The following is a 22,240-nucleotide window of genomic DNA, read 5'->3' as shown; positions in this document are numbered from 1 at the left end:
ATGGCTGACTATCGGGGCAGAAAAGTCGTCATCATCGGATTAGGCATTACTGGCCTGTCCTGTGTTGATTTCTTCCTCGCGCAGGGCGTAACGCCTCGCGTGATGGATACCCGTGTGTCTCCGCCAGGCCTCGACAAGTTGCCTGAGGCGGTAGAGCGCTATGTGGGCGGTATCAACAGCGACTGGCTGCTGGCATCGGATTTGATTATTGCCAGCCCAGGCATTGCGCTGGCGCATCCAGCATTAAGTGAAGCCGCAGAGGCCGGTATCGAAATCGTCGGTGATATCGAACTGTTCTGCCGCGAAGCTCAGGCTCCAATCGTTGCCATCACTGGCTCGAACGGTAAAAGCACCGTCACCACGCTGGTTGGTGAAATGGCCCGTGCAGCAGGTTGGCAGGTTGGCGTCGGTGGCAATATCGGTTTACCGGCGTTGACCCTGCTGAAATCTCCGGCGCAACTGTATGTGCTGGAACTTTCCAGCTTCCAGTTAGAGACCACCTACAGCTTGCAAGCGGCGGCAGCGACCATTCTCAACGTGACCGAAGATCATATGGATCGCTATCCGTTGGGCATGCAGCAGTATCGTGCGGCTAAATTGCGGATTTATGAAAACGCCCGCGTCTGCGTCGTCAATGCCGATGACGGTATGACCATGCCGGTTCGCGGCGTTGATGCACGTTGTGTCAGTTTCGGCATCAATCTCGGTGACTATCATCTGACCCAGCAGCAGGGCAGCACATGGCTGCGGGCGCAGGGTGAAAGGGTGCTGAACACCGACGAAATGACTCTGGTGGGCCAGCACAACTACACCAACGCACTGGCGGCACTGGCACTGGCGGATGCGGTCAACATCCCGCGCGCCTCCAGTCTGAAAGCGTTAACCACGTTCACCGGCCTGGCGCACCGTTTCCAACTGGTGCATGAAGCCAACGGTGTGCGCTGGATTAATGACTCCAAAGCTACCAACGTGGGGAGCACCGAAGCGGCACTTAACGGGCTGCAGGTGAAAGGCACTTTGTGGCTGCTGATGGGCGGTGATGGAAAATCGGCTGACTTCAGTGCGCTGACACGTTTCCTGCAGGGTGACAATGTGCGCCTCTATTGCTTTGGTCGTGATGGCGATGCTCTTGCCGCGCTGCGTCCTGAAATTGCTATGCGTACAGAGACTATGCAGCAGGCCATGGAGCAGATTGTGCCTCAGGTTAAAGCCGGAGATATGGTGCTGCTGTCACCCGCCTGCGCCAGCCTCGATCAGTTCCGTAATTTTGAACAGCGCGGCGATATTTTCGCGCAACTGGCGAAGGAGCTGAGCTGATGCGCATTCCAGGTGCCAGTATTGCCAGCTTCCTCTCCGTTCGCTTACGCGATTGGGTGATGGGCGGCCGTGAAAATGATGATGCGCCGGTGGTGCTGTATGACCGCACACTGCTGTGGCTGACCTTTGGTTTGGCGATTATTGGCTTTGTGATGGTGACCTCGGCATCGATGCCGGTTGGTCAGCGTCTTAACGAAGACCCGTTCTACTTCGCTAAGCGCGACGCCTTCTATATCGCACTGGCGATAGGCATGGCGCTGGTGACATTGCGTGTGCCAATGGATTTCTGGCAGCGCTACAGCAACGTGATGCTGATGGCGTCTGTTGCAATGTTGCTGATTGTATTGGTAGTGGGCAGCTCGGTTAACGGTGCATCGCGCTGGATTGCCCTGGGCCCGTTGCGAATTCAGCCTGCAGAATTGTCCAAACTGACCCTGTTCTGCTATCTCGCCAGCTATCTGGTGCGCAAAGTGGAAGAGGTGCGTAACAACTTCTGGGGCTTCTGTAAGCCGATGGGCGTGATGGTGGTGTTGGCCGTCCTGCTGCTGGCGCAACCGGACCTCGGTACGGTGGTGGTGTTGTTTGTCACAACGCTGGCGATGTTGTTCCTCGCGGGCGCCAAAATGTGGCAGTTCCTGGCGATTATCGGCTCCGGCATATTCGCCGTGGTATTGCTGATCATCGCTGAACCCTATCGTATGCGCCGCGTGACCTCTTTCTGGAACCCATGGGAAGATCCGTTTGGCAGCGGCTACCAGCTGACCCAGTCTCTGATGGCCTTTGGCCGTGGTGAATTCTGGGGTCAGGGTCTCGGCAACTCGGTGCAAAAACTTGAGTATCTGCCGGAGGCACATACCGACTTTATCTTCTCCATTATTGGTGAAGAGTTGGGTTATGTCGGTGTGGTTTTAGCGCTGTTGATGGTATTCTTCGTGGCTTTTCGCGCGATGTCGATTGGTCGCCGTGCTCTGGAGATCGATCAGCGCTTTTCCGGCTTCCTCGCTTGCTCAATTGGCGTGTGGTTTAGCTTCCAGGCGCTGGTTAACGTCGGTGCGGCTGCAGGTATGCTGCCGACCAAAGGTCTGACATTGCCGCTGATCAGTTACGGTGGCTCAAGTCTGATCATCATGTCGACCGCCATCGTGTTTTTATTGCGCATTGATTATGAAACGCGTCTGGCAAAAGCGCAGGCGTTTACCCGAGGTGCTCGATGAGTAGCAAGCGGCTGATGGTGATGGCCGGCGGAACCGGCGGACATGTGTTCCCTGGTCTGGCGGTGGCACACCATCTGATCGAACAGGGCTGGCAAGTGCGCTGGCTTGGAACCGCTGACCGGATGGAAGCGGATTTGGTGCCGAAACATGGCATCGAAATTGATTTTATCCGCATTAGCGGGTTACGCGGCAAAGGCGTTAAAGCACAGTTATTGGCACCGGTGCGCATCTTCAATGCATGGCGCCAGGCGCGTCGCATCATGAAGAACTGGCAGCCGGATGTGGTGCTCGGCATGGGCGGATACGTTTCTGGTCCAGGCGGATTAGCCGCGTGGAGTTGCGGTATTCCAGTGGTGCTGCATGAGCAGAATGGCATTGCCGGGCTGACCAACAAATGGCTGGCGAAAATTGCCACTAAAGTGATGCAGGCGTTTCCGGGCGCATTTCCGAAAGCGGATGTAGTTGGCAATCCGGTACGCACCGATGTACTTGCTCTGCCTTTACCTGCAGAACGACTAACGGGACGCACAGGTCCGATACGTGTCCTTGTCGTTGGTGGCAGCCAGGGTGCGCGCATTTTGAACCAGACCGTGCCACAAGTGGCCGCAGAACTGGGTGATGCCATTACGGTTTGGCATCAAAGCGGTAAAGGCGCGCTGGAGATGGTGCAGCAGGCTTATCGCGATGCCGGACAGCCGCAGCATAAGGTCACCGAGTTTATCGATGATATGGCAGAAGCCTATGCCTGGGCGGATGTGGTGGTGTGTCGTTCGGGCGCATTGACGGTGAGCGAAGTCGCTGCCGCAGGTTTACCGGCGATTTTTGTGCCGTTTCAGCACAAAGACCGTCAGCAGTACTGGAATGCGCTGCCGCTGGAGCAAGCGGGTGCAGCCAAAATTTTCGAGCAGCCGCAATTTACCGCGACTGCAGTAGCGGACACGTTGCGCCATTGGGATCGCGCCACGCTGCTGGCGATGGCTGAAAAAGCCCGTCAGGTAGCGATTCCTGATGCAACCGATCGGGTTGCGCAGGAAGTGGCACGCGTCGCGAAGTAATTAATAGGTCGGTTTGACCGGCTGTACCTGAATGCAGGTACAAATGAGATCAACAGGTAATTGAGACAGATGAATACACAACAATTGGCAAAACTGCGTTCCATTGTGCCCGAGATGCGTCGCGTCCGGCACATTCACTTTGTCGGCATCGGTGGTGCTGGCATGGGCGGTATTGCCGAGGTGTTGGCGAACGAAGGTTATCACATCAGCGGTTCAGATCTGGCGCCTAACCCGGTGACTCAGCATCTGGCCTCGTTAGGTGCGACCATTTATTTCAACCATCGCCCGGAAAATGTGACCGATGCGAGCGTGGTCGTGGTATCGACTGCCGTGGCACAGGACAACCCAGAGTTGGTGGCGGCACGTGAACAGCGTATCCCGGTGATCCGTCGTGCAGAGATGCTGGCTGAGTTGATGCGCTTCCGCCATGGCATCGCGATTGCCGGAACACACGGCAAAACCACCACCACGGCGATGGTCACCAGTATTTATGCCGAAGGTGGATTGGATCCAACGTTCGTCAATGGTGGTCTGGTGAAAGCCGCGGGTACACATGCGCGCCTGGGCACCAGTCGTTACCTGATTGCAGAAGCTGATGAAAGTGATGCGTCGTTCCTGCATCTGCAGCCGATGGTGGCGATAGTCACCAATATCGAAGCGGATCATATGGATACCTATCAGGGCGATTTCGAGAACCTGAAGCAGACGTTCATAAACTTCCTGCATAACCTGCCGTTCTACGGACGTGCGGTGATGTGTGTGGATGATGTGGTGATTCGCGATTTGATCCCACGGGTGGGCCGTCAGGTCACTACTTATGGTTTCAGTGATGACGCCGATGTGCGCATCGAAAACTATGAACAACGTGGCGCGCAGGGGCACTTCACCCTGATTCGCCAGGACAAGCCGGTGCTGAAAGTGACCCTGAACGCGCCGGGTCGTCACAATGCCTTAAATGCTGCCGCTGCTGTTGCGGTGGCGACTGAAGAAGGCATTGAAGATAACGCGATTTTGGCCGCGCTGGAGAGTTTCCAGGGCACCGGACGCCGCTTTGATGTGCTGGGCGAATTTGATACCGCAGCGGTCAATGGCAATCCAGGCAGTGCGATGCTAGTCGATGATTACGGCCATCACCCAACGGAAGTGGATGTCACGATCAAAGCTGCCCGTGCCGGCTGGCCAGAGAAAAAACTGGTGATGGTATTCCAGCCGCACCGTTACACGCGTACCCGTGACCTGTTTGATGACTTCGCGAATGTGCTGTCACAGGTCGATGTATTGCTGATGCTGGATGTTTATCCGGCCGGTGAAGCACCGATTCCAGGCGCAGATAGCCGTTCACTGTGCCGCGCGATTCGCAGTCGTGGCAAGGTCGACCCGATTCTGGTCTCTGAGCACGATGCGTTGCCGGAAGCGCTGGCTCCGCTGCTGTCAGGTGATGATCTGGTGATCGTTCAGGGCGCCGGCAATATCGGCAAAATTGCCCGCAAACTGGCTGAGCTTGAGTTGCAGCCAGCAGCGACAACGGAGGCACGTCATGGCTGAGAAAGTTGCCGTCCTGATGGGCGGAACCTCGGCAGAGCGTGAAGTGTCGCTGATGTCGGGCAGTGCGGTGTTAGCAGGTCTGCGTGAGATGGGCATTGATGCGCACGGCGTGGATACCCGCGATGTGTCAGTGTTGGATCTGAAAGCTCAGGGTTTCGCGAAGACCTTTATCGCCCTGCATGGTCGCGGCGGTGAAGATGGCACGCTGCAGGCGGTACTGGAGTTTCTTGAGCTGCCGTATACCGGCAGCGGCGTGATGGCTTCTGCGATCACCATGGATAAACTGCGCAGCAAATTGTTGTGGCAGGGCAGGGGACTGCCATCTGGCAAATTCGTCTGGTTAACACGCCAGCAGCAGGAGCAGGGTTTAGACGCACAAACACAGGCTGCCATTGACGCGCTCGGGCTGCCGCTGTTTGTGAAGCCAAGCTGTGAGGGTTCAAGTGTCGGCATCAGCCGTGTCAACGCGTTAGAAGCATTGCCAGCAGCGTTGGATGAAGCGTTTCGCCACGACAATGACGTGTTGATTGAGGCTTTCCTGAGCGGTGCGGAATATACCGTTGGCATCCTGGGTGATGAAATTCTGCCTTCAATCAGAATAAAAACCGCCAGCGAGTTCTATGACTATGAAGCTAAATACATTTCTGACGATACTGAATACTTCTGCCCAAGCGGTTTGAGTGCAGAGCAGGAAGCAGAATTGAAGACGTTGGTCTGGGCTGCCTGGCGTGCACTGGGTTGCAGCGGCTGGGGACGCGTCGATGTGATGACGGATGGTGAGGGTAAATTCCAGCTGCTGGAAGTGAATACCTCACCGGGCATGACCAGCCACAGCCTAGTACCGATGGCTGCAAAGCAGGCGGGATACAGTTTCCCGCAGCTGGTGGCACGTATTCTGGAGCTGGCTGACTGATATGTCTCAGGCGGCGATACGTGTACGAAATCGCGAACCCCAGGAGCGTGCGCGCACCGGGCGTAGCAACGGTGCCCGACTGTTTGGCGTCGTGTTCCTGCTGATTGTGTTGGGCATCATGGCTGCAGGTGGCCTGGTGGTGTTGAAGTGGATGAATGATGCGTCACGCTTGCCGTTATCGAAGCTGGTGGTGACCGGGGAAACCCACTACACCACGCATGATGATATCCGCCAGGCCATTTTGTCGCTTGGCGCACCCGGTACCTTCATGTCGCAGAACGTGGACATCATTCAGCAACAGATTGAGCGTTTACCGTGGATTAAGCAGGTCAGTGTGCGTAAGCAGTGGCCTGATGAGCTGAAGATAAACCTGGTGGAGTATGTTCCGGTAGCACGCTGGAATGACTCGCACATGGTGGACGCCGATGGCGTCTCCTTCAGCGTCCCGGCCAGTCACATCGGTAAAGAGACCATGCCGATGTTGTATGGTCCGGAAGGCAGTGAAACAGAGGTGTTGGCGGGCTATCACACCATGAGTGATGTGCTCAAAGCCGGCAAGTTTACCCTGAAGGTCGCGTCGATGACGGCGCGGCGCTCGTGGCAGTTAGTGACCAGCGACGATGTGCGCATCGAACTGGGACGCAGCGAAACCATGAAGCGTCTGAACCGTTTTATTGAGCTCTATCCGGAGCTGCTGCAGCAGGGCCAGAGTCAGAACAAGCGCATTACTTATGTCGATTTGCGCTATGACTCCGGTGCCGCAGTAGGCTGGGCAGCTGCCCCGCTGGAGCCACAGGACAGTAATCAGCAACAAAACCAGGCACAGGCTAAACCACAATGATCAAGGCAACGGACAGAAAACTGGTAGTAGGACTTGAAATCGGCACCGCAAAGGTTGCCGCCCTGGTTGGGGAAATTCTGCCTGATGGTATGGTCAACATTATTGGGGTGGGCAGTTGCCCGTCTCGCGGTATGGATAAAGGTGGCGTAAACGACCTTGAGTCAGTGGTGAAATGCGTTCAACGCGCCATCGACCAGGCTGAACTGATGGCTGATTGCCAGATTTCGTCGGTTTACCTCGCATTATCGGGCAAACATATCAGTTGTCAGAACGAAATCGGGATGGTTCCGATTTCGGAAGAGGAAGTGACTCAGGATGATGTAGAGAACGTGGTACATACGGCGAAATCCGTACGCGTTCGCGATGAACATCGTATCCTGCATGTTATTCCTCAGGAATATGCCATCGATTATCAGGAAGGCATCAAGAATCCGGTCGGTCTTTCCGGCGTGCGTATGCAGGCTAAGGTGCACTTAATCACCTGCCACAACGACATGGCGAAAAATATTGTTAAAGCCGTTGAACGTTGTGGCCTGAAAGTTGACCAACTGATTTTTGCCGGACTGGCATCCAGTTTTTCTGTTCTGACTGAAGATGAACGTGAGCTGGGAGTCTGTGTTGTTGACATCGGTGGCGGTACAATGGATATCGCGGTTTACACCGGCGGCGCGCTGCGTCACACCAAAGTGATCCCTTATGCAGGGAATGTGGTGACCAGTGATATTGCCTATGCCTTCGGCACCCCGCCAACCGATGCGGAAGCAATCAAAGTACGCCATGGTTGTGCACTGGGTTCGATTGTTGGCAAAGACGAAAACGTCGAAGTGCCAAGCGTAGGTGGACGTCCACCGCGCAGTCTGCAACGTCAAACGCTGGCAGAAGTGATTGAGCCGCGTTACACCGAACTGCTGAATCTGGTGAATGACGAGATTCTGCAACTGCAGGAGCAACTGCGTCAGCAGGGCGTGAAGCATCACCTGGCGGCCGGTATCGTGCTGACCGGTGGCGCCGCACAGATTGAAGGTTTGGCCGCTTGCGCCCAGCGTGTGTTCCACACACAGGTGCGTATTGGTCAGCCACTTAACATCACCGGCCTGACGGATTATGCGCAGGAGCCGTATTACTCAACTGCAGTCGGTCTGCTGCACTACGGCAAAGAGTCACACATGAACGGTGATGCAGAAACGGAAAAACGTGCTTCAGTGGGCAACTGGTTTAAACGTATCAATAGCTGGCTGAAGAAAGAGTTTTAATTTTTGAAAAAAGGAGATCATGCAGGCAATGTTTATGATCTCCAGGCGACAGGCACATAACGGAGAGAAATCATGTTTGAACCTATGGAATTAACCAATGACGCGGTGATTAAAGTCATCGGCGTCGGCGGTGGCGGTGGCAACGCCGTAGAGCACATGGTACGCGAGCGTATCGAAGGTGTAGAATTCTTCGCTGTAAACACCGACGCGCAAGCGTTGCGTAAAACAGCGGTTGGCCAGACGATCCAGATCGGGACCGGTATCACCAAGGGTCTCGGTGCGGGTGCAAACCCGGAAGTGGGTCGTACCTCAGCTGAGGAAGATCGTGAAGCACTGCGTTCTGCGCTGGAAGGGGCAGACATGGTGTTTATCGCAGCTGGCATGGGCGGCGGTACTGGTACCGGTGCAGCGCCAGTTGTGGCTGAAGTTGCAAAAGATTTGGGTATCCTGACCGTTGCGGTGGTGACCAAGCCCTTCAACTTCGAAGGCAAAAAGCGTATGGCTTTTGCTGAACAGGGTATCGCTGAGCTGTCTAAGCATGTCGATTCACTGATCACTATCCCGAACGACAAGCTGCTAAAAGTGCTGGGTCGCGGTATCTCTCTGCTGGATGCATTTGGTGCAGCCAACGACGTACTGAAAGGTGCGGTGCAGGGTATCGCCGAGCTGATTACTCGCCCAGGCTTGATGAACGTTGACTTCGCGGACGTGCGTACCGTGATGTCAGAAATGGGTTACGCCATGATGGGTTCCGGCGTAGCGTGCGGTGAAGACCGTGCCGAAGAAGCAGCCGAGATGGCTATTTCCAGTCCACTGCTGGAAGATATCGACCTGTCTGGTGCGCGCGGCGTGCTGGTCAACATCACGGCGGGCTTCGACCTGCGTCTGGATGAGTTCGAAACCGTGGGTAACACCATCCGCGCCTTCGCCTCTGACAACGCGACCGTAGTGATCGGTACTTCTCTGGATCCAGAGATGAACGACGAACTGCGTGTGACCGTGGTGGCAACCGGTATCGGCATGGACAAGCGTCCAGAAATCACCCTGGTGACCAACAAACCGGCCACCCAGCCAGTGATGGATCATCGCTACCAGCAGCATGGCATGGCGCCGTTGCCGCAGGAGCAGAAGCCGGCAGCGAAAGTGGTCAATGACCAGCCAGCATCGTCCAATAAAGAGCCAGATTATCTCGATATTCCAGCCTTCCTGCGTAAACAGGCAGACTAAGAATATCCCGAGAATTGGGATTCTCCGCTCTTTGTGCTAAAGTATTCGCCCGCTGGTAATTTATACTGGCGGTCGGATGGGTAATATTGCGAGATAATGCGATGATCAAACAAAGGACATTAAAACGTATTGTTCAGGCGACTGGTGTCGGTTTACATACCGGCAAGAAAGTCACGCTGACCTTACGCCCTGCGTCGGCTAATACCGGGGTCATCTATCGTCGCACTGACTTGAATCCACCGGTTGATTTCCCGGCTGATGCAAAATACGTGCGCGACACCATGCTGAGTACTTGTCTGGTGAATGATGAAGGCGTGCGTATTTCGACGGTTGAACACCTGAATGCTGCATTGGCTGGCCTGGGCATTGACAACATTATTGTTGAAGTTGATGCGCCAGAAATCCCGATTATGGATGGCAGTGCCGCGCCTTTTGTCTACTTGCTGATGGATGCAGGCGTCGAAGAGCTGAACAGTGCGAAGAAATTCGTGCGTGTTAAGCAGACGGTGCGTGTGGAAGATGGCGATAAGTGGGCCGAGATCAAACCTTATAATGGTTTCTCACTCGACTTTACTATCGACTTCAAACATCCGGCAATTGACTCAAGCTCGCAGCGTTACCAGCTGAACTTCTCGGCTGAGGCGTTTGTTCGCCAAATCAGTCGTGCGCGCACCTTTGGTTTTATGCGTGAAATCGAATATCTGCAGTCTAAAGGCCTGTGCCTGGGCGGTAGCTTAGATTGTGCGATTGGTCTTGATGATTTCCGTGTACTCAACGAAGACGGTCTGCGCTTTGAAGATGAGTTCGTTCGTCACAAAATGCTGGACGCGATCGGCGATCTGTTCATGTGTGGCCACAACGTGATTGGCGCATTTTCTGCGTTCAAATCAGGTCATGCATTAAACAACAAATTGCTGCAAGCGGTTCTGGCCAAGCAGGAAGCCTGGGAATGGGCGACCTTCGAAGACGAAGCTGAACTGCCACTGGCATTCAAAGCACCAAATTTAGTCCTGGCGTAAGTCAGTCATAAAAACGGCAGCTCTCCCTGACACCCTCTCCGGTCAGTGGAAGCTGCCGTTTTTTATTGCCTGTTTTTTATTCCTGCAAGACCGCTCTCAATTCTCTGCCATCACTGGCGAAAGCCTGTACAAATAAACGTGAAATCCCCCGTAAGCCCTTTAATCACTGGTGTCCTGACCCCACATAAGTGCTATTATCTGGCGCTCATATGAGCAGGTTTGCGGATAACCGCAACGGCTTCATTACTTTATTTAACTGTGGACAGGTTGTGATCGGGATTTTCTCACGCTGGCGACAATTAGGCAGACGCTACTTCTGGCCTCATCTCTTGTTAGGGATGGTGGCGGCCAGTTTGGGTTTGCCTGCCTGTGCACAAAGCTCGGAACCCACGGCGACTGACTCGCCGATCAGCAGCCTGTTTATCGGCAACGCTGTTCACTTTGACCATCTGATTCGTTTGCAGGAAAGTGCCCGTCGACCTAATTTCAATGTCGACTACTGGCATCAACATGCTATTCGCACTGTGATTCGCCATCTTTCCTTTAGCATGACGCCCCCAACTGAAGCGGAAGCTGAACAAGCTGTCCCATTGGCGGCACAAAAGCTGGCATTAATTGATTCGTTGCAGGCGCTACTGACTTCGCCAGCACAACCCGCTATTGCACTTGAGCCGCAGGAAACGCTGCGCCATCGCGAACCTCAAATTCACACTTCTGCTGACTGGCAGGCTGCTATTCATGGCATCCGCGCCGGGCCTGCCATTGCTTAACAGCTAACGATTTTCCACATCCTGTTTTAGATTTTCCAGACCGTATGAATACGGCTGAATTGAGAAAAATTTAATATGTTAATCAAATTGTTAACCAAAGTATTCGGCAGCAGCAACGATCGTACTCTGCGCCGTATGCGCAAAATTGTTGATGTCATCAATAAGATGGAGCCGGATTTCGTCAAGCTCTCGGATGACGAACTGAAAGCCAAAACCGACCTGTTCCGCGAGCGCCTGAAAAAAGGGGAGAGCCTCGAAAGCCTGATCCCAGAAGCCTTTGCGACCGTGCGTGAAGCGAGTAAGCGTGTATTTGGCATGCGCCACTTCGACGTGCAGCTGATTGGCGGCATGGTGCTGAATGAGCGTTGCATCGCAGAGATGCGTACAGGTGAGGGTAAAACCTTAACGGCAACATTGCCTGCTTACCTGAACGCACTGAGCGGCAAAGGCGTGCACGTGGTGACGGTGAACGACTATCTGGCACAGCGTGATGCGGAAAACAACCGCGCGCTGTTCGAGTTCCTGGGTCTGTCTATCGGTATCAACCTGCCAAACATGCCAGCGGTGGCGAAACGCGCTGCCTATGCTGCTGATATCACCTACGGTACTAACAACGAATACGGCTTCGACTACCTGCGCGACAACATGGCATTCAGCCCGGAAGAGCGCGTACAGCGCAAACTGCACTACGCGTTGGTGGATGAGGTGGACTCCATCCTGATCGATGAAGCGCGTACGCCGTTAATCATCTCCGGTCCTGCTGAAGACAGCTCCGAGCTGTACACCAAAGTGAATAAAATCATTCCTCACCTGGTGCGCCAGGAGAAGGAAGATTCAGAAACTTTCCAGGGTGAAGGCGACTTCTGGGTCGATGAGAAAGCGCGTCAGGCTCACATGAGCGAGCGCGGTCTGGTGAAAGTGGAAGAACTGCTGGTGAGCCAGGGCATTATGGATGAGGGCGAGTCACTCTACTCACCGACCAACATCATGCTGATGCACCACGTGACGGCCGCATTGCGTGCCCACGCGCTGTTCACCCGTGACGTCGACTACATCGTCAAAGATGGCGAAGTGGTCATCGTCGATGAGCACACCGGCCGTACCATGCAGGGGCGTCGCTGGTCAGATGGCTTGCATCAGGCTGTTGAAGCCAAAGAAGGCGTGGAAATCCAGAACGAGAACCAGACGCTGGCTTCCATCACCTTCCAGAACTACTTCCGTATTTACGAAAAACTGGCCGGTATGACCGGTACAGCCGATACCGAAGCGTTTGAGTTCAGCTCAATCTATAAACTCGATACCATCGTGGTGCCAACCAACCGTCCGATGGTGCGTAAAGATATGGCCGATCTGGTCTACATGACCGAGAAAGAGAAGATCGACGCGATCATCGAAGACATCCGTGCCTGTACCGCCAACGGCCAACCGGTGCTGGTGGGTACCATCTCGATTGAGAAATCAGAAGTGGTCTCCAACGAACTGACGCGCGCCGGTATCAAACACAGCGTACTGAACGCCAAGTTCCACGCCAGCGAAGCGGACATTGTGGCTCAGGCGGGTCAACCTGCTGCCGTCACCATCGCGACTAACATGGCAGGTCGTGGTACCGATATCGTGCTGGGTGGTAGCTGGCAGGCCGAAGTGGCGGCGCTGGAAGAACCTTCAGAAGAGCAGATTCAGGCGATCAAAGAGGCGTGGAAACTGCGTCATGATGCGGTACTGGCATCGGGCGGTCTGCACATCATTGGTACTGAGCGTCACGAATCACGTCGTATCGATAACCAGCTGCGCGGCCGTGCCGGTCGTCAGGGTGATGCCGGTTCATCACGCTTCTACCTGTCAATGGAAGATGCGCTGATGCGTATCTTCGCCTCGGATCGTGTGTCTAACATGATGCGTAAACTGGGCATGAAGCCAGGCGAAGCGATTGAGCATCCGTGGGTCACCAAAGCGATTGCCAACGCACAGCGTAAAGTGGAAAGCCGTAACTTCGACATCCGTAAGCAGTTGCTGGAATACGATGATGTGGCGAACGATCAGCGTCGTGCTATCTACAGCCAGCGTAATGAACTGCTGGACGTGTCTGATGTGTCTGAAACCATCAACAGCATCCGTGAAGATGTGTTCAAGGCCACCATCGATACCTACATTCCGCCACAGTCGCTGGAAGAAATGTGGGATATTCCAGGCCTGGAAGAGCGTCTGCGCAACGATTTCGATCTGGATCTGCCGATTGCTGACTGGCTGGATAAAGAACCCGATCTGCATGAAGAAACGCTGCGTGAACGTATCATGAGCCGTGCTCACGAAAACTACGCCTCGAAAGAAGAAGTGGTTGGCGCTGAAATGATGCGTAACTTCGAAAAAGGCGTAATGCTGCAGACACTGGATTCATTGTGGAAAGAGCATCTGGCGGCAATGGACTACCTGCGTCAGGGCATCCATCTGCGTGGTTATGCGCAGAAAGATCCGAAGCAGGAATATAAGCGCGAGTCCTTCTCGATGTTCGCTGCCATGCTGGAGTCGCTGAAGTATGAAGTGATCAGCACCCTGAGCAAAGTACAGGTGCGTATGCCGGAAGAAGTGGAAGCGATGGAGCAGCAACGTCGTGAAGAAGCTGAACGTCTGGCACAGCAGCAACAACTGAGCCACGTTGATGACGAAACCGCAGCGGCTGAAGCTTTGGCTGCACAGGGCGGCGAGCGTAAAGTGGGACGCAACGATCTGTGCCCATGCGGTTCCGGTAAGAAATACAAACAGTGTCACGGCCGACTGGCCTGATTATCAAGGAGCCTTCGGGCTCCTTTTTCTTTTGTCTGTCGCCACGCTGTTAACATTGTCTGGCGGCTGCATTACTATCAGCGCTCATTAATTAAAGCGGAATCCAGCTTATGAAACACCTGCAAGTCGCGGTGGGCATCATTCGCAATGCCAGTCGTCAAATCTTCCTTGCCCAGCGTGCGGCGAGTTCCTACATGGCGAACAAATGGGAGTTTCCTGGCGGCAAAATTGAACAGGATGAAACCGCGGAACAAGCGCTGAAGCGTGAGTTAATGGAAGAGACCGGCATTGAAGTGACAGCCGCTAAGGCGGTTGGTCTGGCGGATCACAGCTATGACGATCTGCGCGTCACACTGCATTTCTTCCTGGTGGAGGGATGGAACGGTGAGCCCTATGGTCGCGAAGGGCAGCCACAGCGTTGGGTGGAACAACGCGATTTAGTCGCGGATGAGTTTCCGCCGGCCAATCATGAGCTGATCGCCCGCCTGGTGGCTGACGAAATTTAAGCGAAGGGGCGAAAGCCCCTTACCTATTAGTGTTGTTCTTCGCTCCAGTCGTCGCTGTCGGTCAGATCGCTATCGCTGGGAATGCGTTTCTCTTCTGCAGCCCATTCACCCAGATCAATCAACTGACAACGCTTACTGCAAAACGGGCGCCACGGACTCAGTTCATCCCACATCACATCTCTACCGCAGTTTGGGCAAGGTACGGTAATTATCTCTTCTTGCATAACATCCTCTAACAACAGGCTAATTCAAAATTCAGTCGAGCTGGCACTTCACCACGTTCGCTGTCGAGCGGCAGAAAGCGTATGGCGTAACGGCTTTTATGGCCTGAGACCTGCGGGTAAAGTGCATCCTCAAGGGTAAGCTGGAGACGCAGCAAATCCGAACCTTCGGCATTATCCTGATAAAAACCGTTCAGGCTGGTTTGATGGCGAAATACGCCTGACTGACGCACCAGATCAAGGATCATGGTCAAACTATTGCGCAGAGGAACCAGTGATGTCAGCCAGCCGTTAACCTGCGTATCCCGCAGGGATTGCTGCTGGTGCAGCCAGATATGCAGACTCGGCAAGTCAAAACTGCAGCAGCCACCAGGAATGCTCAGGCGCTGACGTACCAATCCAATTAAACGATCTTCGCGCAACTGCTGACCCATACGCGGTGCCGCATTCAGCTCGCTGGATTGTTGTTTCAATCGGTCACGCAGGCTACTGACGGTTTGTTCGTCCACACCTGGCACATCAAGCCAGGCGCGGAGTTTTTGCTGCTGACGCTCCAGCTCTTTTAACAACTCGGTGCGCATATCGCCGCGCTCAAAGATATCTAACAGATCACTAATGATGCGAAATACACCTAAGGCAGAGACGGAATTCACCACGGGCACCGTCTCGTGCAGTTGGTTGAGTAAAAACTCCACGCGCAGCCAGGTGCGCATCTTCTCATTCAGCGGGTGTTCAAACAGAACGACTGTACTCATGATGTTAATCCTGTCCGGTTGCTGCCAGGCGTAAATAACGCTGGTGAAGTTCAGCAACGCGCGGTAACGCCTGTTCGGGCGAACCACTGTTATCGATGATGTCATCCGCACAGGCCAGACGCTGCTCGCGAGTGGCCTGTGCGGCAAGAATTTTTTTTGCCTGGCTAAGCGTGATGCCATCACGCTGCTGGGTACGCTGCAACTGTGTGGTTTCATCCACATCGACCACCAGAACCCGATTTGCCTGATGCTGTAACCCGTTTTCCACCAACAGCGGCACCACCCATAATACATAGGGTGAAGTTGCCAGTAATTTTAGCTGCTGCGTACGGGCATTGATAAGAGGGTGGAGCAACTGATTTAACCAGTTTTTCTCTTTTGGCTGCTGAAAAATAATCTCGCGCAGCCGGGCGCGATACAGCGCTCCTTCGGCGGTTAATATTGACTCGCCATGGCGTTTAACGATCGCCTGCAAGGCAGGAGAGCCGGGTTCAACCACTTCTCGCGCAATCACATCAGCATCAATGATATCAACGTTCAGCGCAGCGAAAGCATTGGCAATGGTGCTTTTACCACTGCCAATTCCCCCGGTGAGCGCAACGGTAAAAGGCATAGCGTTCTCTCAAAATTGTCTTGATTGGGCGACCGTCAGCCGCAATAAGATGAGAGCATGATCACAATCAATTTTCTCAGCTAAATTTAAGGGATTGTAGCCTAAATAAAGTTAAATTCGCAGTCTTGTCGCGGAACGAATGGCGCGTATGATAACGACACTGGAGCCGTGAGCGCTACCCGAACTGCGGTTCGTCGTCACTAACCAGGACACTTAGCTATGCGTATTGAAGAAGATTTAAAACTGGGCTTTAAAGATGTTTTAATCCGGCCCAAACGCTCCACCCTGAAAAGCCGTTCTGAAGTTGAACTCGAACGCACCTACACTTTCAAGCATTCAGGCCTGAACTGGACCGGCGTGCCGCTGATTGCCGCCAATATGGATACCGTGGGTACATTCACCATGGCCGAAGCACTGGCGAGCTTCAATGTGCTGACTGCAGTGCATAAACATTACAGCGTGGAAGCCTGGCAGGCATTTGTCCAGCGCGTGCCGGCTGCAGTGCTCGGGCATGTGATGGTGTCATCCGGTACTTCCGAAGCCGATTTCATTAAGCTCACTGCGATTCTCGCCTTATCGCCACAACTCAATTTCATCTGCATTGATGTTGCCAACGGTTACTCCGAGCACTTTGTTGAATTCCTGCAGCGAGTGCGTGAAAGTTTCCCAGGCAAAACTATCTGTGCGGGCAATGTGGTCACCGGTGAGATGGTTGAGGAGTTGATTCTCTCTGGCGCGGATATCGTCAAAGTCGGCATTGGCCCCGGTTCTGTCTGCACCACGCGTGTGAAAACCGGCGTCGGCTACCCGCAGCTGTCAGCGGTGATTGAGTGTGCTGATGCGGCGCACGGCTTAGGCGGCCAGATTGTCAGCGACGGTGGTTGTTCGGTGCCGGGTGATATCGCTAAAGCTTTCGGCGGCGGTGCGGATTTCGTCATGCTCGGCGGCATGCTGGCGGCGCATGATGAGTGCGAGGGGAATGTTGTCGAAGAGCAGGGCGAGCAGTTTATGTTGTTCTATGGCATGAGTTCAGAATCCGCCATGAAACGCCATGTCGGTGGTGTCGCCCAGTATCGTGCTGCAGAAGGGAAAACCGTTCGCCTGCCGCTGCGTGGCCCGGTGGAAGAGACCGTGAAGGATATCCTCGGCGGACTGCGTTCGGCCTGCACCTATGTTGGTGCAGAACGCCTCAAAGAACTGACAAAGCGCACTACATTCATTCGTGTGGCGGAACAGGAAAATCGGGTATTCACGCGATGATGGCTGATGGCTGATGGCTGATAGTCGAAGTTTGGCATTTGGCATTTGGCATTTGGCATTTGGCATTTGGCATTTGACGTTTGAAGGCAGGTGCGCACCGCGCGCACCTGTTAACGAATGGCATCGCCTAAACCAAATACCGGCAGGTACATGGCAATCACCAACGTCCCGACAATCCCACCGATCACCACCATCATCAAGGGTTCGAGCGAAGCCGCGAGTGCATCAGCCCGCATCAGCGTTTGTGCTTCATGCCACTCTGCTAAACGTGCCAGCATGACATCCAGCGCACCCGCTTCCTCACCGACCCGGATCAGTTGTGCACAGAGTGCGGTGAAAAGCACATGATGCTGCATAGCCTGATGCAGGGGTGAACCACCAGCGATATGCCGCTGTAAGGCGATAATCGCTTCACGCCATAGGGGCGATCCCAGAGTGACCTCAACGGCTTGCAGACTTTGTAACAAGGTGAGCCCGGCCTGCTGCGTCAATTGCAGGATGGCATAAATCTGGCTGAGCTGCCCACCACGCCACAGTGTCGAAAGTAACGGCAGACGCAATAGCCAGCGATGAACACGTATTTGCCAGTTTACGGAGCCACGGTAAAGCCATCTTGCGCCGAACAATAAGCACATCACCGTTAGCGTCAGAGGTAACGCAGCCTGTTGTAAAAACTCGGACAGACTCATCACGGCGGCGGTGAAGGCGGGCAGCGGTGCATCAAAACTGGCATACACCGAGACAAATTCGGGCAGCACAAACAGCAACATGCCTGCACTCACCGCCAGCGCCACCAGCAAAATAAACAGTGGATAGCGCAAGGCTTTAACCACTTTCTGGCGCAGATGCTGTTGCTTACTCTGTTGTAAGGCTAACTGGCGGCAGCATTCGTCAAGCTGTCCCGTCAGTTCCCCCACTTCCATTAATGCTGGAAACAGTGCGGGGAAGATCTGCGGCCAGGCGCGGAGTGCGGATGAAAAAGCCTCTCCTGCCATTACCCGGCGTTGCAATTCGTTAAGCATTAAACGCCAGCCTGCATGCGGGTGCCCTTCAGCCAGCAACGTCAGACTCTCCGCCAGCGGCAGTCCTGCTTTTAGCAAGGTTGCCAACTGGCGAACCAGGTCAATTTTGTGCTGCCACTTCCAGTCACGCATGCGCCAGCATTTCCCACGATGCCAGCTGACCGGCAGCATACCGCGATGTGAAAGCTGCTCGAGAAGCGCATCCTGACTGGCCACCAATGAATCCCCTTCCAGTAATGCGCCCAGCGTGTCCAGCGCCTGCCAGCGGAATTGATAGAGATTAGCCATCCCCCAATCCCACAACCCGCTGAACTTCTTCAAAGGAGGTGTCACCGCGACTTACGGCCTCCAGCCCGGCGGCGAGCAACGTTTTCATGCCGCCTTCACTGGCCAGTGCGATGATGTGCTCCAGCGGCATATCGGCTGAAATCGCGTTCTGCAGCTTGTTACTCATCGGAAGCACCTCAAACAATGCCAGGCGTCCGTAATAGCCCGAGAAGCAGTGGTCACAGCCTGGAGCACGCCAGGTTTGTAAGGTGCCAGGCCAGATGTCGTGTGGCAGATGTGCAATGGCCTGTGCTGGCTGGCGGCAGTGCTCGCAGAGCCTTCGTACCAGACGCTGCGCGATGACTAACTGCAGGGCCGGGCCAAGCAGGTAACCGGGAATGTCCATCTGTCGCAGACGCGTTAGCGTTTCTGCCGTCGAATTGGTATGCAATGTTGATAGCACCAGATGCCCGGTCTGCGCCGCTTTAACGGCAATGCTGGCCGTTTCGGCATCGCGGATTTCTCCCACCATAATCACATCCGGGTCCTGTCGCAGCAGAGCCCGCAGCACCCGATTAAAATCGAGTCCGCTACGCGGCTGAATTTGTGTCTGGTTGATGCCTTCTAAGGGGATTTCCACCGGATCTTCCACGCTACACACATTTTTATCCGGCATATTCAGAGCGCTCAGGCCGCTATACAGAGTGAAGGTTTTACCGCTGCCGGTAGGCCCGGTGACCAGTATCAGCCCCTGAGGTTTCGCCAGTGCGTGCTTAAGTAGCCGTAACTGGGCAATCGGCATACCGAGTTTATCCAGCGTGATCGCGCTGTTTTCACTTTGCAGCAGTCGCACCACGGCTTTCTCACCGTGGCTAATAGGTAAGGTAGAGAGGCGAAAAGCGGCCTGTTGATCGTCAATGTCCAGGGTGAATTGCCCATCTTGTGGCAAGCGACGCTCGGCGATATCCAGCCCACCGAGGATTTTCAGCCTGGCAAGCACCGCAGCTGTGGGTGCATCCGGCAAATGTGACAGTTTATGCAAGACGCCATCAATACGTAATCGAACGCGTAACCCCTGCTGCTGAGGTTCAAAATGGACGTCAGAAGCACGGCGCTGGATCGCCTGGCGCAAAATCTGCTCAACGGCATTGATTGCTGTTTCGGTCGCGGCCGGTTCGTGCAAGGCCGGCGAGTCATCAGGTTTGTGCAGTAGCTGCTCCAGTCTTGCCGCAGGCCAGCACTCGACTTCCACTTTGCACTGGCTGGCGAATTGCAGGGCTTCCAGCAGCAGCGGATCGGGCGTTTCCGCTACCGCAACGCGCAGTGATGTGGCGTCATGCTGAAGCATCACCGCCTGGTAACGTGCGCATAGGGTCTGGATCGGGGTGTTGGGCTGTGCCATCAGCGAGTGTCCTTATCGGTGAAGCGGAATTGTTCAAGACAGCTGTCGCGCAGGCTGGCATTGGTGCTGGTGCAACTGCGTTGCCAATCCAGCGTGCCTTCCGTGGTGTTCCAAATCGGTGTCATTTCTACACTCAACCCGGTAAGACTTTCCTGGCCCACTAAGGTGATGGCGCCATTCACGACGCTTAGCGAGGCCACATAACGTGAACCTTTGGCAGCAGGAATACCGCCCGCACCCGCCTGGCACTGAGTGGGACCGCCACGTTCAATCGCGCAGAGTTCCACTGCGGTTTTATACGGCACCATGGTTTGCAACATGTCAGTCAGCGCGGCGCGTTGGAGATAATTTTGATAACTGGGCAGGCCGATAGCGCTCAAGATGGCCACAATGCCAATCACGATCATCAGCTCGATGAGGGTAAAACCCCGTTGTCTTTCCATTGTTAAAAGCTCCTTATTGTGGAGCGGCTAAGGTAGAAAACGGTGTCGGAAAGCGATAGTGAGTCTGTTTATTGCTGGAGAGCAGGCTGTAATGAATCGCTGCGTTTGCAGAGGAGGCAACAGTAAACGGGAATATGACTCACAAACCGCCGCGCAGATGCGGCGGTAAGAGGGGGAATATTAGTTGTCGCGGAATCGCATGGAGAGATCCATGGCGCGCACGTGTTTAGTCAATGCACCTACCGAAACGAAGTCGACGCCGGTTTTGGCAATTTGCGGCAGCGTGGCTTCCGTAACGTTACCGGAGACTTCCAGCAGGGCACGTTTATCGGTGAGAATAACGGCTTCATGCATCATCTCGAAGCTGAAGTTATCCAGCATGATAATGTCGGCTCCGGCATCAATGGCATCCTGCAGTTCTTGCAGGCTCTCAACCTCAACTTCCACCGGCACATCGGGATCCAGCCACAGCGCTTTCTCCACTGCTTTACGTACAGACCCGCTGGCGATGATGTGGTTTTCCTTGATCAGGAAGGCATCGGACAGGCCCAGTCGATGATTACTCCCGCCGCCGCACAATACGGCATATTTCAGCGCGGTGCGCAGGCCAGGCAAGGTTTTGCGTGTATCCAGCAATTGTGTTTCGCTGCCGTCGAGTAATTCGACATAGCGGCTGACTTCCGTAGCCACGCCGGAAAGCGTTTGCACGAAATTCAATGCGGTTCGTTCAGCGGTTAACAGCAACCGAGCCGGGCCTTTTAACTCGAACAGCAGTTGGTCAGCTACCACGGCTTGGCCATCTTCAACATGCCAGACAATCGTGACTTTATTGCCAAGCTGGATGAACACTTCTTGCACCCAGCGTTTACCACAAAAAACACCGGCTTCCCGCGTGATGATCTGTGCCTCGGCCTGTTTCTCTTCTGGTAAAAGTAGGGCCGTGATGTCACGGTCGGCATCTACTTCACCGCCTAAATCCTCCTGAAGTGCGCGCGCAACGGCTTCGGGGATGTCCTGCTCAATACGCTTAATCAGTTCCTGACGACGATGATCGGGATCGTAACGACGCGATGCCATGTTTATGCCACTCCAATAGTCGGATTTTACTGCGCTCACCTTAGCCTGATTTATAGGCTATTGCCAGTCGCGATAGTTGAAATGTTTAGTATCCTTAACATCGATCGCCATTCGCATTAAGTCACAAGCCGAAAAGGGGAAACATGTTATTCTCAGCCTGATTTTGCTTAGGATTTAGAGCATGAAACTGGAAGATGGCTGGATCACCAGCGCGCGCAAAGTGCTCTCGCCGCACTTTAACCAACGACCGGAAAATGAAATTCCCTCGTTGCTGATCATTCATAATATCAGTTTGCCGCCGGGTGAATTTGGTGGTCCGTGGATTGATCAACTGTTTACCGGGACTTTACCGCCGGATGAACACCCCTATTTTGCCGATATCGCGCAATTGCGCGTGGCGGCACACTGCCTGATTCGTCGTGATGGTGAATTGGTGCAGTATGTTTCTTTTGATCAGCGCGCATGGCATGCCGGCGTGTCGCAATTTGCCGGGCGAGAAAACTGCAATGATTTCTCAATGGGCATTGAGCTGGAAGGCACGGATACGCTGCCGTATACCGATGCGCAGTATAAGACGTTAAAAAAGGTCAGCGCCTTGTTGCTCAAGCACTATCCGCTGACGCTGGAACGCATCACCGGGCACAGCGATATCGCGCCGCAGCGCAAAACCGATCCAGGCCCCGCATTTGACTGGATACGCTATAAAGAGTCCATCAGGCAGGAGAATCCCTGAAACAGC

21 protein-coding genes are annotated in these 22,240 nt (G+C 54.3%); 14 read left to right on the top strand and 7 right to left on the bottom strand.

The genetic code is table 11. The annotated features are described in order from the left end of the window. From murD to mutT, 12 genes are all read left to right on the top strand, one after another. Positions 1-1,317 (top strand): UDP-N-acetylmuramoyl-L-alanine--D-glutamate ligase, encoded by a 1,317-nt coding sequence (gene murD / locus LBW88_RS09985; RefSeq protein ID WP_224932488.1) that lies wholly within the window; start codon positions 1-3, stop codon positions 1,315-1,317. Beyond that, entirely contained in the window at positions 1,317-2,531 is a 1,215-nt protein-coding gene (gene ftsW, locus LBW88_RS09975) for a cell division protein FtsW (protein ID WP_265112650.1), read from the top strand. The genes murD and ftsW overlap by 1 nt, the downstream gene beginning before the upstream one ends. Then, complete coding sequence (gene murG / locus LBW88_RS09970; RefSeq protein WP_224932490.1) at positions 2,528-3,586, top strand: undecaprenyldiphospho-muramoylpentapeptide beta-N-acetylglucosaminyltransferase; 1,059 nt, start codon at positions 2,528-2,530, stop codon at positions 3,584-3,586. Before ftsW ends, murG begins: the two co-directional genes overlap by 4 nt. Before the next feature lie 69 nt (positions 3,587-3,655). Next, positions 3,656-5,131 carry a UDP-N-acetylmuramate--L-alanine ligase gene (murC, locus tag LBW88_RS09965; protein ID WP_224932491.1) on the top strand — a complete coding sequence of 492 codons (1,476 nt, stop codon included), beginning with the start codon at positions 3,656-3,658 and terminating at the stop codon, positions 5,129-5,131. After that, positions 5,124-6,044 (top strand): D-alanine--D-alanine ligase, encoded by a 921-nt coding sequence (locus LBW88_RS09960; RefSeq protein WP_224932492.1) that lies wholly within the window; start codon positions 5,124-5,126, stop codon positions 6,042-6,044. Before murC ends, LBW88_RS09960 begins: the two co-directional genes overlap by 8 nt. Before the next feature lies 1 nt (position 6,045). After that, positions 6,046-6,885 (top strand): cell division protein FtsQ, encoded by an 840-nt coding sequence (gene ftsQ / locus LBW88_RS09955; RefSeq protein ID WP_200574479.1) that lies wholly within the window; start codon positions 6,046-6,048, stop codon positions 6,883-6,885. Continuing rightward, entirely contained in the window at positions 6,882-8,138 is a 1,257-nt protein-coding gene (ftsA, locus tag LBW88_RS09950; RefSeq protein WP_013507861.1) for a cell division protein FtsA, read from the top strand. The genes ftsQ and ftsA overlap by 4 nt, the downstream gene beginning before the upstream one ends. A gap of 72 nt (positions 8,139-8,210) precedes the next feature. Continuing rightward, entirely contained in the window at positions 8,211-9,365 is a 1,155-nt protein-coding gene (gene ftsZ / locus LBW88_RS09945; protein ID WP_039329333.1) for a cell division protein FtsZ, read from the top strand. Between the two features lie 101 nt (positions 9,366-9,466). Then, positions 9,467-10,384 carry a UDP-3-O-acyl-N-acetylglucosamine deacetylase gene (gene lpxC, locus LBW88_RS09940; protein ID WP_034829665.1) on the top strand — a complete coding sequence of 306 codons (918 nt, stop codon included), beginning with the start codon at positions 9,467-9,469 and terminating at the stop codon, positions 10,382-10,384. 269 nt (positions 10,385-10,653) lie between these two features. Next, on the top strand, positions 10,654-11,154 hold the full coding sequence (gene secM / locus LBW88_RS09935; protein WP_224932559.1) for a secA translation cis-regulator SecM: 501 nt from the start codon (positions 10,654-10,656) through the stop codon (positions 11,152-11,154). Between the two features lie 75 nt (positions 11,155-11,229). Then, positions 11,230-13,935, top strand: coding sequence for a preprotein translocase subunit SecA (gene secA, locus LBW88_RS09930; protein ID WP_224932493.1), 2,706 nt, complete (start codon positions 11,230-11,232; stop codon positions 13,933-13,935). 110 nt (positions 13,936-14,045) lie between these two features. Beyond that, positions 14,046-14,441 carry an 8-oxo-dGTP diphosphatase MutT gene (gene mutT / locus LBW88_RS09925; protein WP_224932494.1) on the top strand — a complete coding sequence of 132 codons (396 nt, stop codon included), beginning with the start codon at positions 14,046-14,048 and terminating at the stop codon, positions 14,439-14,441. Between the two features lie 26 nt (positions 14,442-14,467). Here mutT and yacG read toward each other — a convergent pair whose 3' ends face one another. From yacG to coaE, 3 genes are read right to left on the bottom strand one after another with little or no spacing between them, the layout of a single operon-like run. Continuing rightward, entirely contained in the window at positions 14,468-14,665 is a 198-nt protein-coding gene (yacG, locus tag LBW88_RS09920) for a DNA gyrase inhibitor YacG (RefSeq protein ID WP_224932495.1), read from the bottom strand. Positions 14,666-14,673: 8 nt separating this feature from the next. After that, positions 14,674-15,417, bottom strand: coding sequence for a cell division protein ZapD (zapD, locus tag LBW88_RS09915; RefSeq protein ID WP_224932496.1), 744 nt, complete (start codon positions 15,415-15,417; stop codon positions 14,674-14,676). A gap of 4 nt (positions 15,418-15,421) precedes the next feature. After that, positions 15,422-16,030 carry a dephospho-CoA kinase gene (gene coaE / locus LBW88_RS09910; RefSeq protein ID WP_224932497.1) on the bottom strand — a complete coding sequence of 203 codons (609 nt, stop codon included), beginning with the start codon at positions 16,028-16,030 and terminating at the stop codon, positions 15,422-15,424. 219 nt (positions 16,031-16,249) lie between these two features. Between coaE and LBW88_RS09905 the strand changes: the two genes are divergently transcribed. After that, positions 16,250-17,290: a GMP reductase gene (locus LBW88_RS09905; protein WP_224932498.1), complete on the top strand. Its 1,041-nt coding sequence runs from the start codon at positions 16,250-16,252 to the stop codon at positions 17,288-17,290. 110 nt (positions 17,291-17,400) lie between these two features. Here LBW88_RS09905 and hofC read toward each other — a convergent pair whose 3' ends face one another. From hofC to nadC, 4 genes are all read right to left on the bottom strand, one after another. Then, positions 17,401-18,600, bottom strand: a complete 1,200-nt coding sequence (gene hofC / locus LBW88_RS09900) for a protein transport protein HofC (protein ID WP_224932499.1) — start codon at positions 18,598-18,600, stop codon at positions 17,401-17,403. Next, a complete protein-coding gene (gspE, locus tag LBW88_RS09895) occupies positions 18,593-19,981 on the bottom strand; it encodes a type II secretion system protein GspE (RefSeq protein ID WP_224932500.1) in 1,389 nt (462 codons plus the stop codon). The genes hofC and gspE overlap by 8 nt, the downstream gene beginning before the upstream one ends. Continuing rightward, positions 19,981-20,424 (bottom strand): prepilin peptidase-dependent pilin, encoded by a 444-nt coding sequence (ppdD, locus tag LBW88_RS09890; RefSeq protein ID WP_224932501.1) that lies wholly within the window; start codon positions 20,422-20,424, stop codon positions 19,981-19,983. The genes gspE and ppdD overlap by 1 nt, the downstream gene beginning before the upstream one ends. A gap of 180 nt (positions 20,425-20,604) precedes the next feature. Further along, a complete protein-coding gene (nadC, locus tag LBW88_RS09885; protein WP_224932502.1) occupies positions 20,605-21,501 on the bottom strand; it encodes a carboxylating nicotinate-nucleotide diphosphorylase in 897 nt (298 codons plus the stop codon). A gap of 181 nt (positions 21,502-21,682) precedes the next feature. Between nadC and ampD the strand changes: the two genes are divergently transcribed. After that, a complete protein-coding gene (gene ampD / locus LBW88_RS09880) occupies positions 21,683-22,234 on the top strand; it encodes a 1,6-anhydro-N-acetylmuramyl-L-alanine amidase AmpD (protein WP_224932503.1) in 552 nt (183 codons plus the stop codon). Positions 22,235-22,240 lie beyond the last annotated feature (6 nt).

Source organism: Pantoea sp. alder81 (assembly GCF_020179835.1).
Taxonomy (GTDB): Bacteria; Pseudomonadota; Gammaproteobacteria; order Enterobacterales; family Enterobacteriaceae; genus Pantoea.
Note: the sequence above shows the minus strand (reverse complement) of the source record. Positions and strands in the feature narration are given on the sequence as shown.

What these genes read in the sequence shown, in the direction of transcription:
- murD (WP_224932488.1), top strand. Translation starts at nt 1, where the DNA reads ATGGCTGACTATCGGGGCAGAAAAGTCGTCATCATCGGATTAGGCATT.
- ftsW (WP_265112650.1), top strand. Translation starts at nt 1,317, where the DNA reads ATGCGCATTCCAGGTGCCAGTATTGCCAGCTTCCTCTCCGTTCGCTTA.
- murG (WP_224932490.1), top strand. Translation starts at nt 2,528, where the DNA reads ATGAGTAGCAAGCGGCTGATGGTGATGGCCGGCGGAACCGGCGGACAT.
- murC (WP_224932491.1), top strand. Translation starts at nt 3,656, where the DNA reads ATGAATACACAACAATTGGCAAAACTGCGTTCCATTGTGCCCGAGATG.
- LBW88_RS09960 (WP_224932492.1), top strand. Translation starts at nt 5,124, where the DNA reads ATGGCTGAGAAAGTTGCCGTCCTGATGGGCGGAACCTCGGCAGAGCGT.
- ftsQ (WP_200574479.1), top strand. Translation starts at nt 6,046, where the DNA reads ATGTCTCAGGCGGCGATACGTGTACGAAATCGCGAACCCCAGGAGCGT.
- ftsA (WP_013507861.1), top strand. Translation starts at nt 6,882, where the DNA reads ATGATCAAGGCAACGGACAGAAAACTGGTAGTAGGACTTGAAATCGGC.
- ftsZ (WP_039329333.1), top strand. Translation starts at nt 8,211, where the DNA reads ATGTTTGAACCTATGGAATTAACCAATGACGCGGTGATTAAAGTCATC.
- lpxC (WP_034829665.1), top strand. Translation starts at nt 9,467, where the DNA reads ATGATCAAACAAAGGACATTAAAACGTATTGTTCAGGCGACTGGTGTC.
- secA (WP_224932493.1), top strand. Translation starts at nt 11,230, where the DNA reads ATGTTAATCAAATTGTTAACCAAAGTATTCGGCAGCAGCAACGATCGT.
- mutT (WP_224932494.1), top strand. Translation starts at nt 14,046, where the DNA reads ATGAAACACCTGCAAGTCGCGGTGGGCATCATTCGCAATGCCAGTCGT.
- yacG (WP_224932495.1), bottom strand. Translation starts at nt 14,665, where the DNA reads ATGCAAGAAGAGATAATTACCGTACCTTGCCCAAACTGCGGTAGAGAT.
- zapD (WP_224932496.1), bottom strand. Translation starts at nt 15,417, where the DNA reads ATGAGTACAGTCGTTCTGTTTGAACACCCGCTGAATGAGAAGATGCGC.
- coaE (WP_224932497.1), bottom strand. Translation starts at nt 16,030, where the DNA reads ATGCCTTTTACCGTTGCGCTCACCGGGGGAATTGGCAGTGGTAAAAGC.
- LBW88_RS09905 (WP_224932498.1), top strand. Translation starts at nt 16,250, where the DNA reads ATGCGTATTGAAGAAGATTTAAAACTGGGCTTTAAAGATGTTTTAATC.
- hofC (WP_224932499.1), bottom strand. Translation starts at nt 18,600, where the DNA reads ATGGCTAATCTCTATCAATTCCGCTGGCAGGCGCTGGACACGCTGGGC.
- gspE (WP_224932500.1), bottom strand. Translation starts at nt 19,981, where the DNA reads ATGGCACAGCCCAACACCCCGATCCAGACCCTATGCGCACGTTACCAG.
- ppdD (WP_224932501.1), bottom strand. Translation starts at nt 20,424, where the DNA reads ATGGAAAGACAACGGGGTTTTACCCTCATCGAGCTGATGATCGTGATT.
- nadC (WP_224932502.1), bottom strand. Translation starts at nt 21,501, where the DNA reads ATGGCATCGCGTCGTTACGATCCCGATCATCGTCGTCAGGAACTGATT.
- ampD (WP_224932503.1), top strand. Translation starts at nt 21,683, where the DNA reads ATGAAACTGGAAGATGGCTGGATCACCAGCGCGCGCAAAGTGCTCTCG.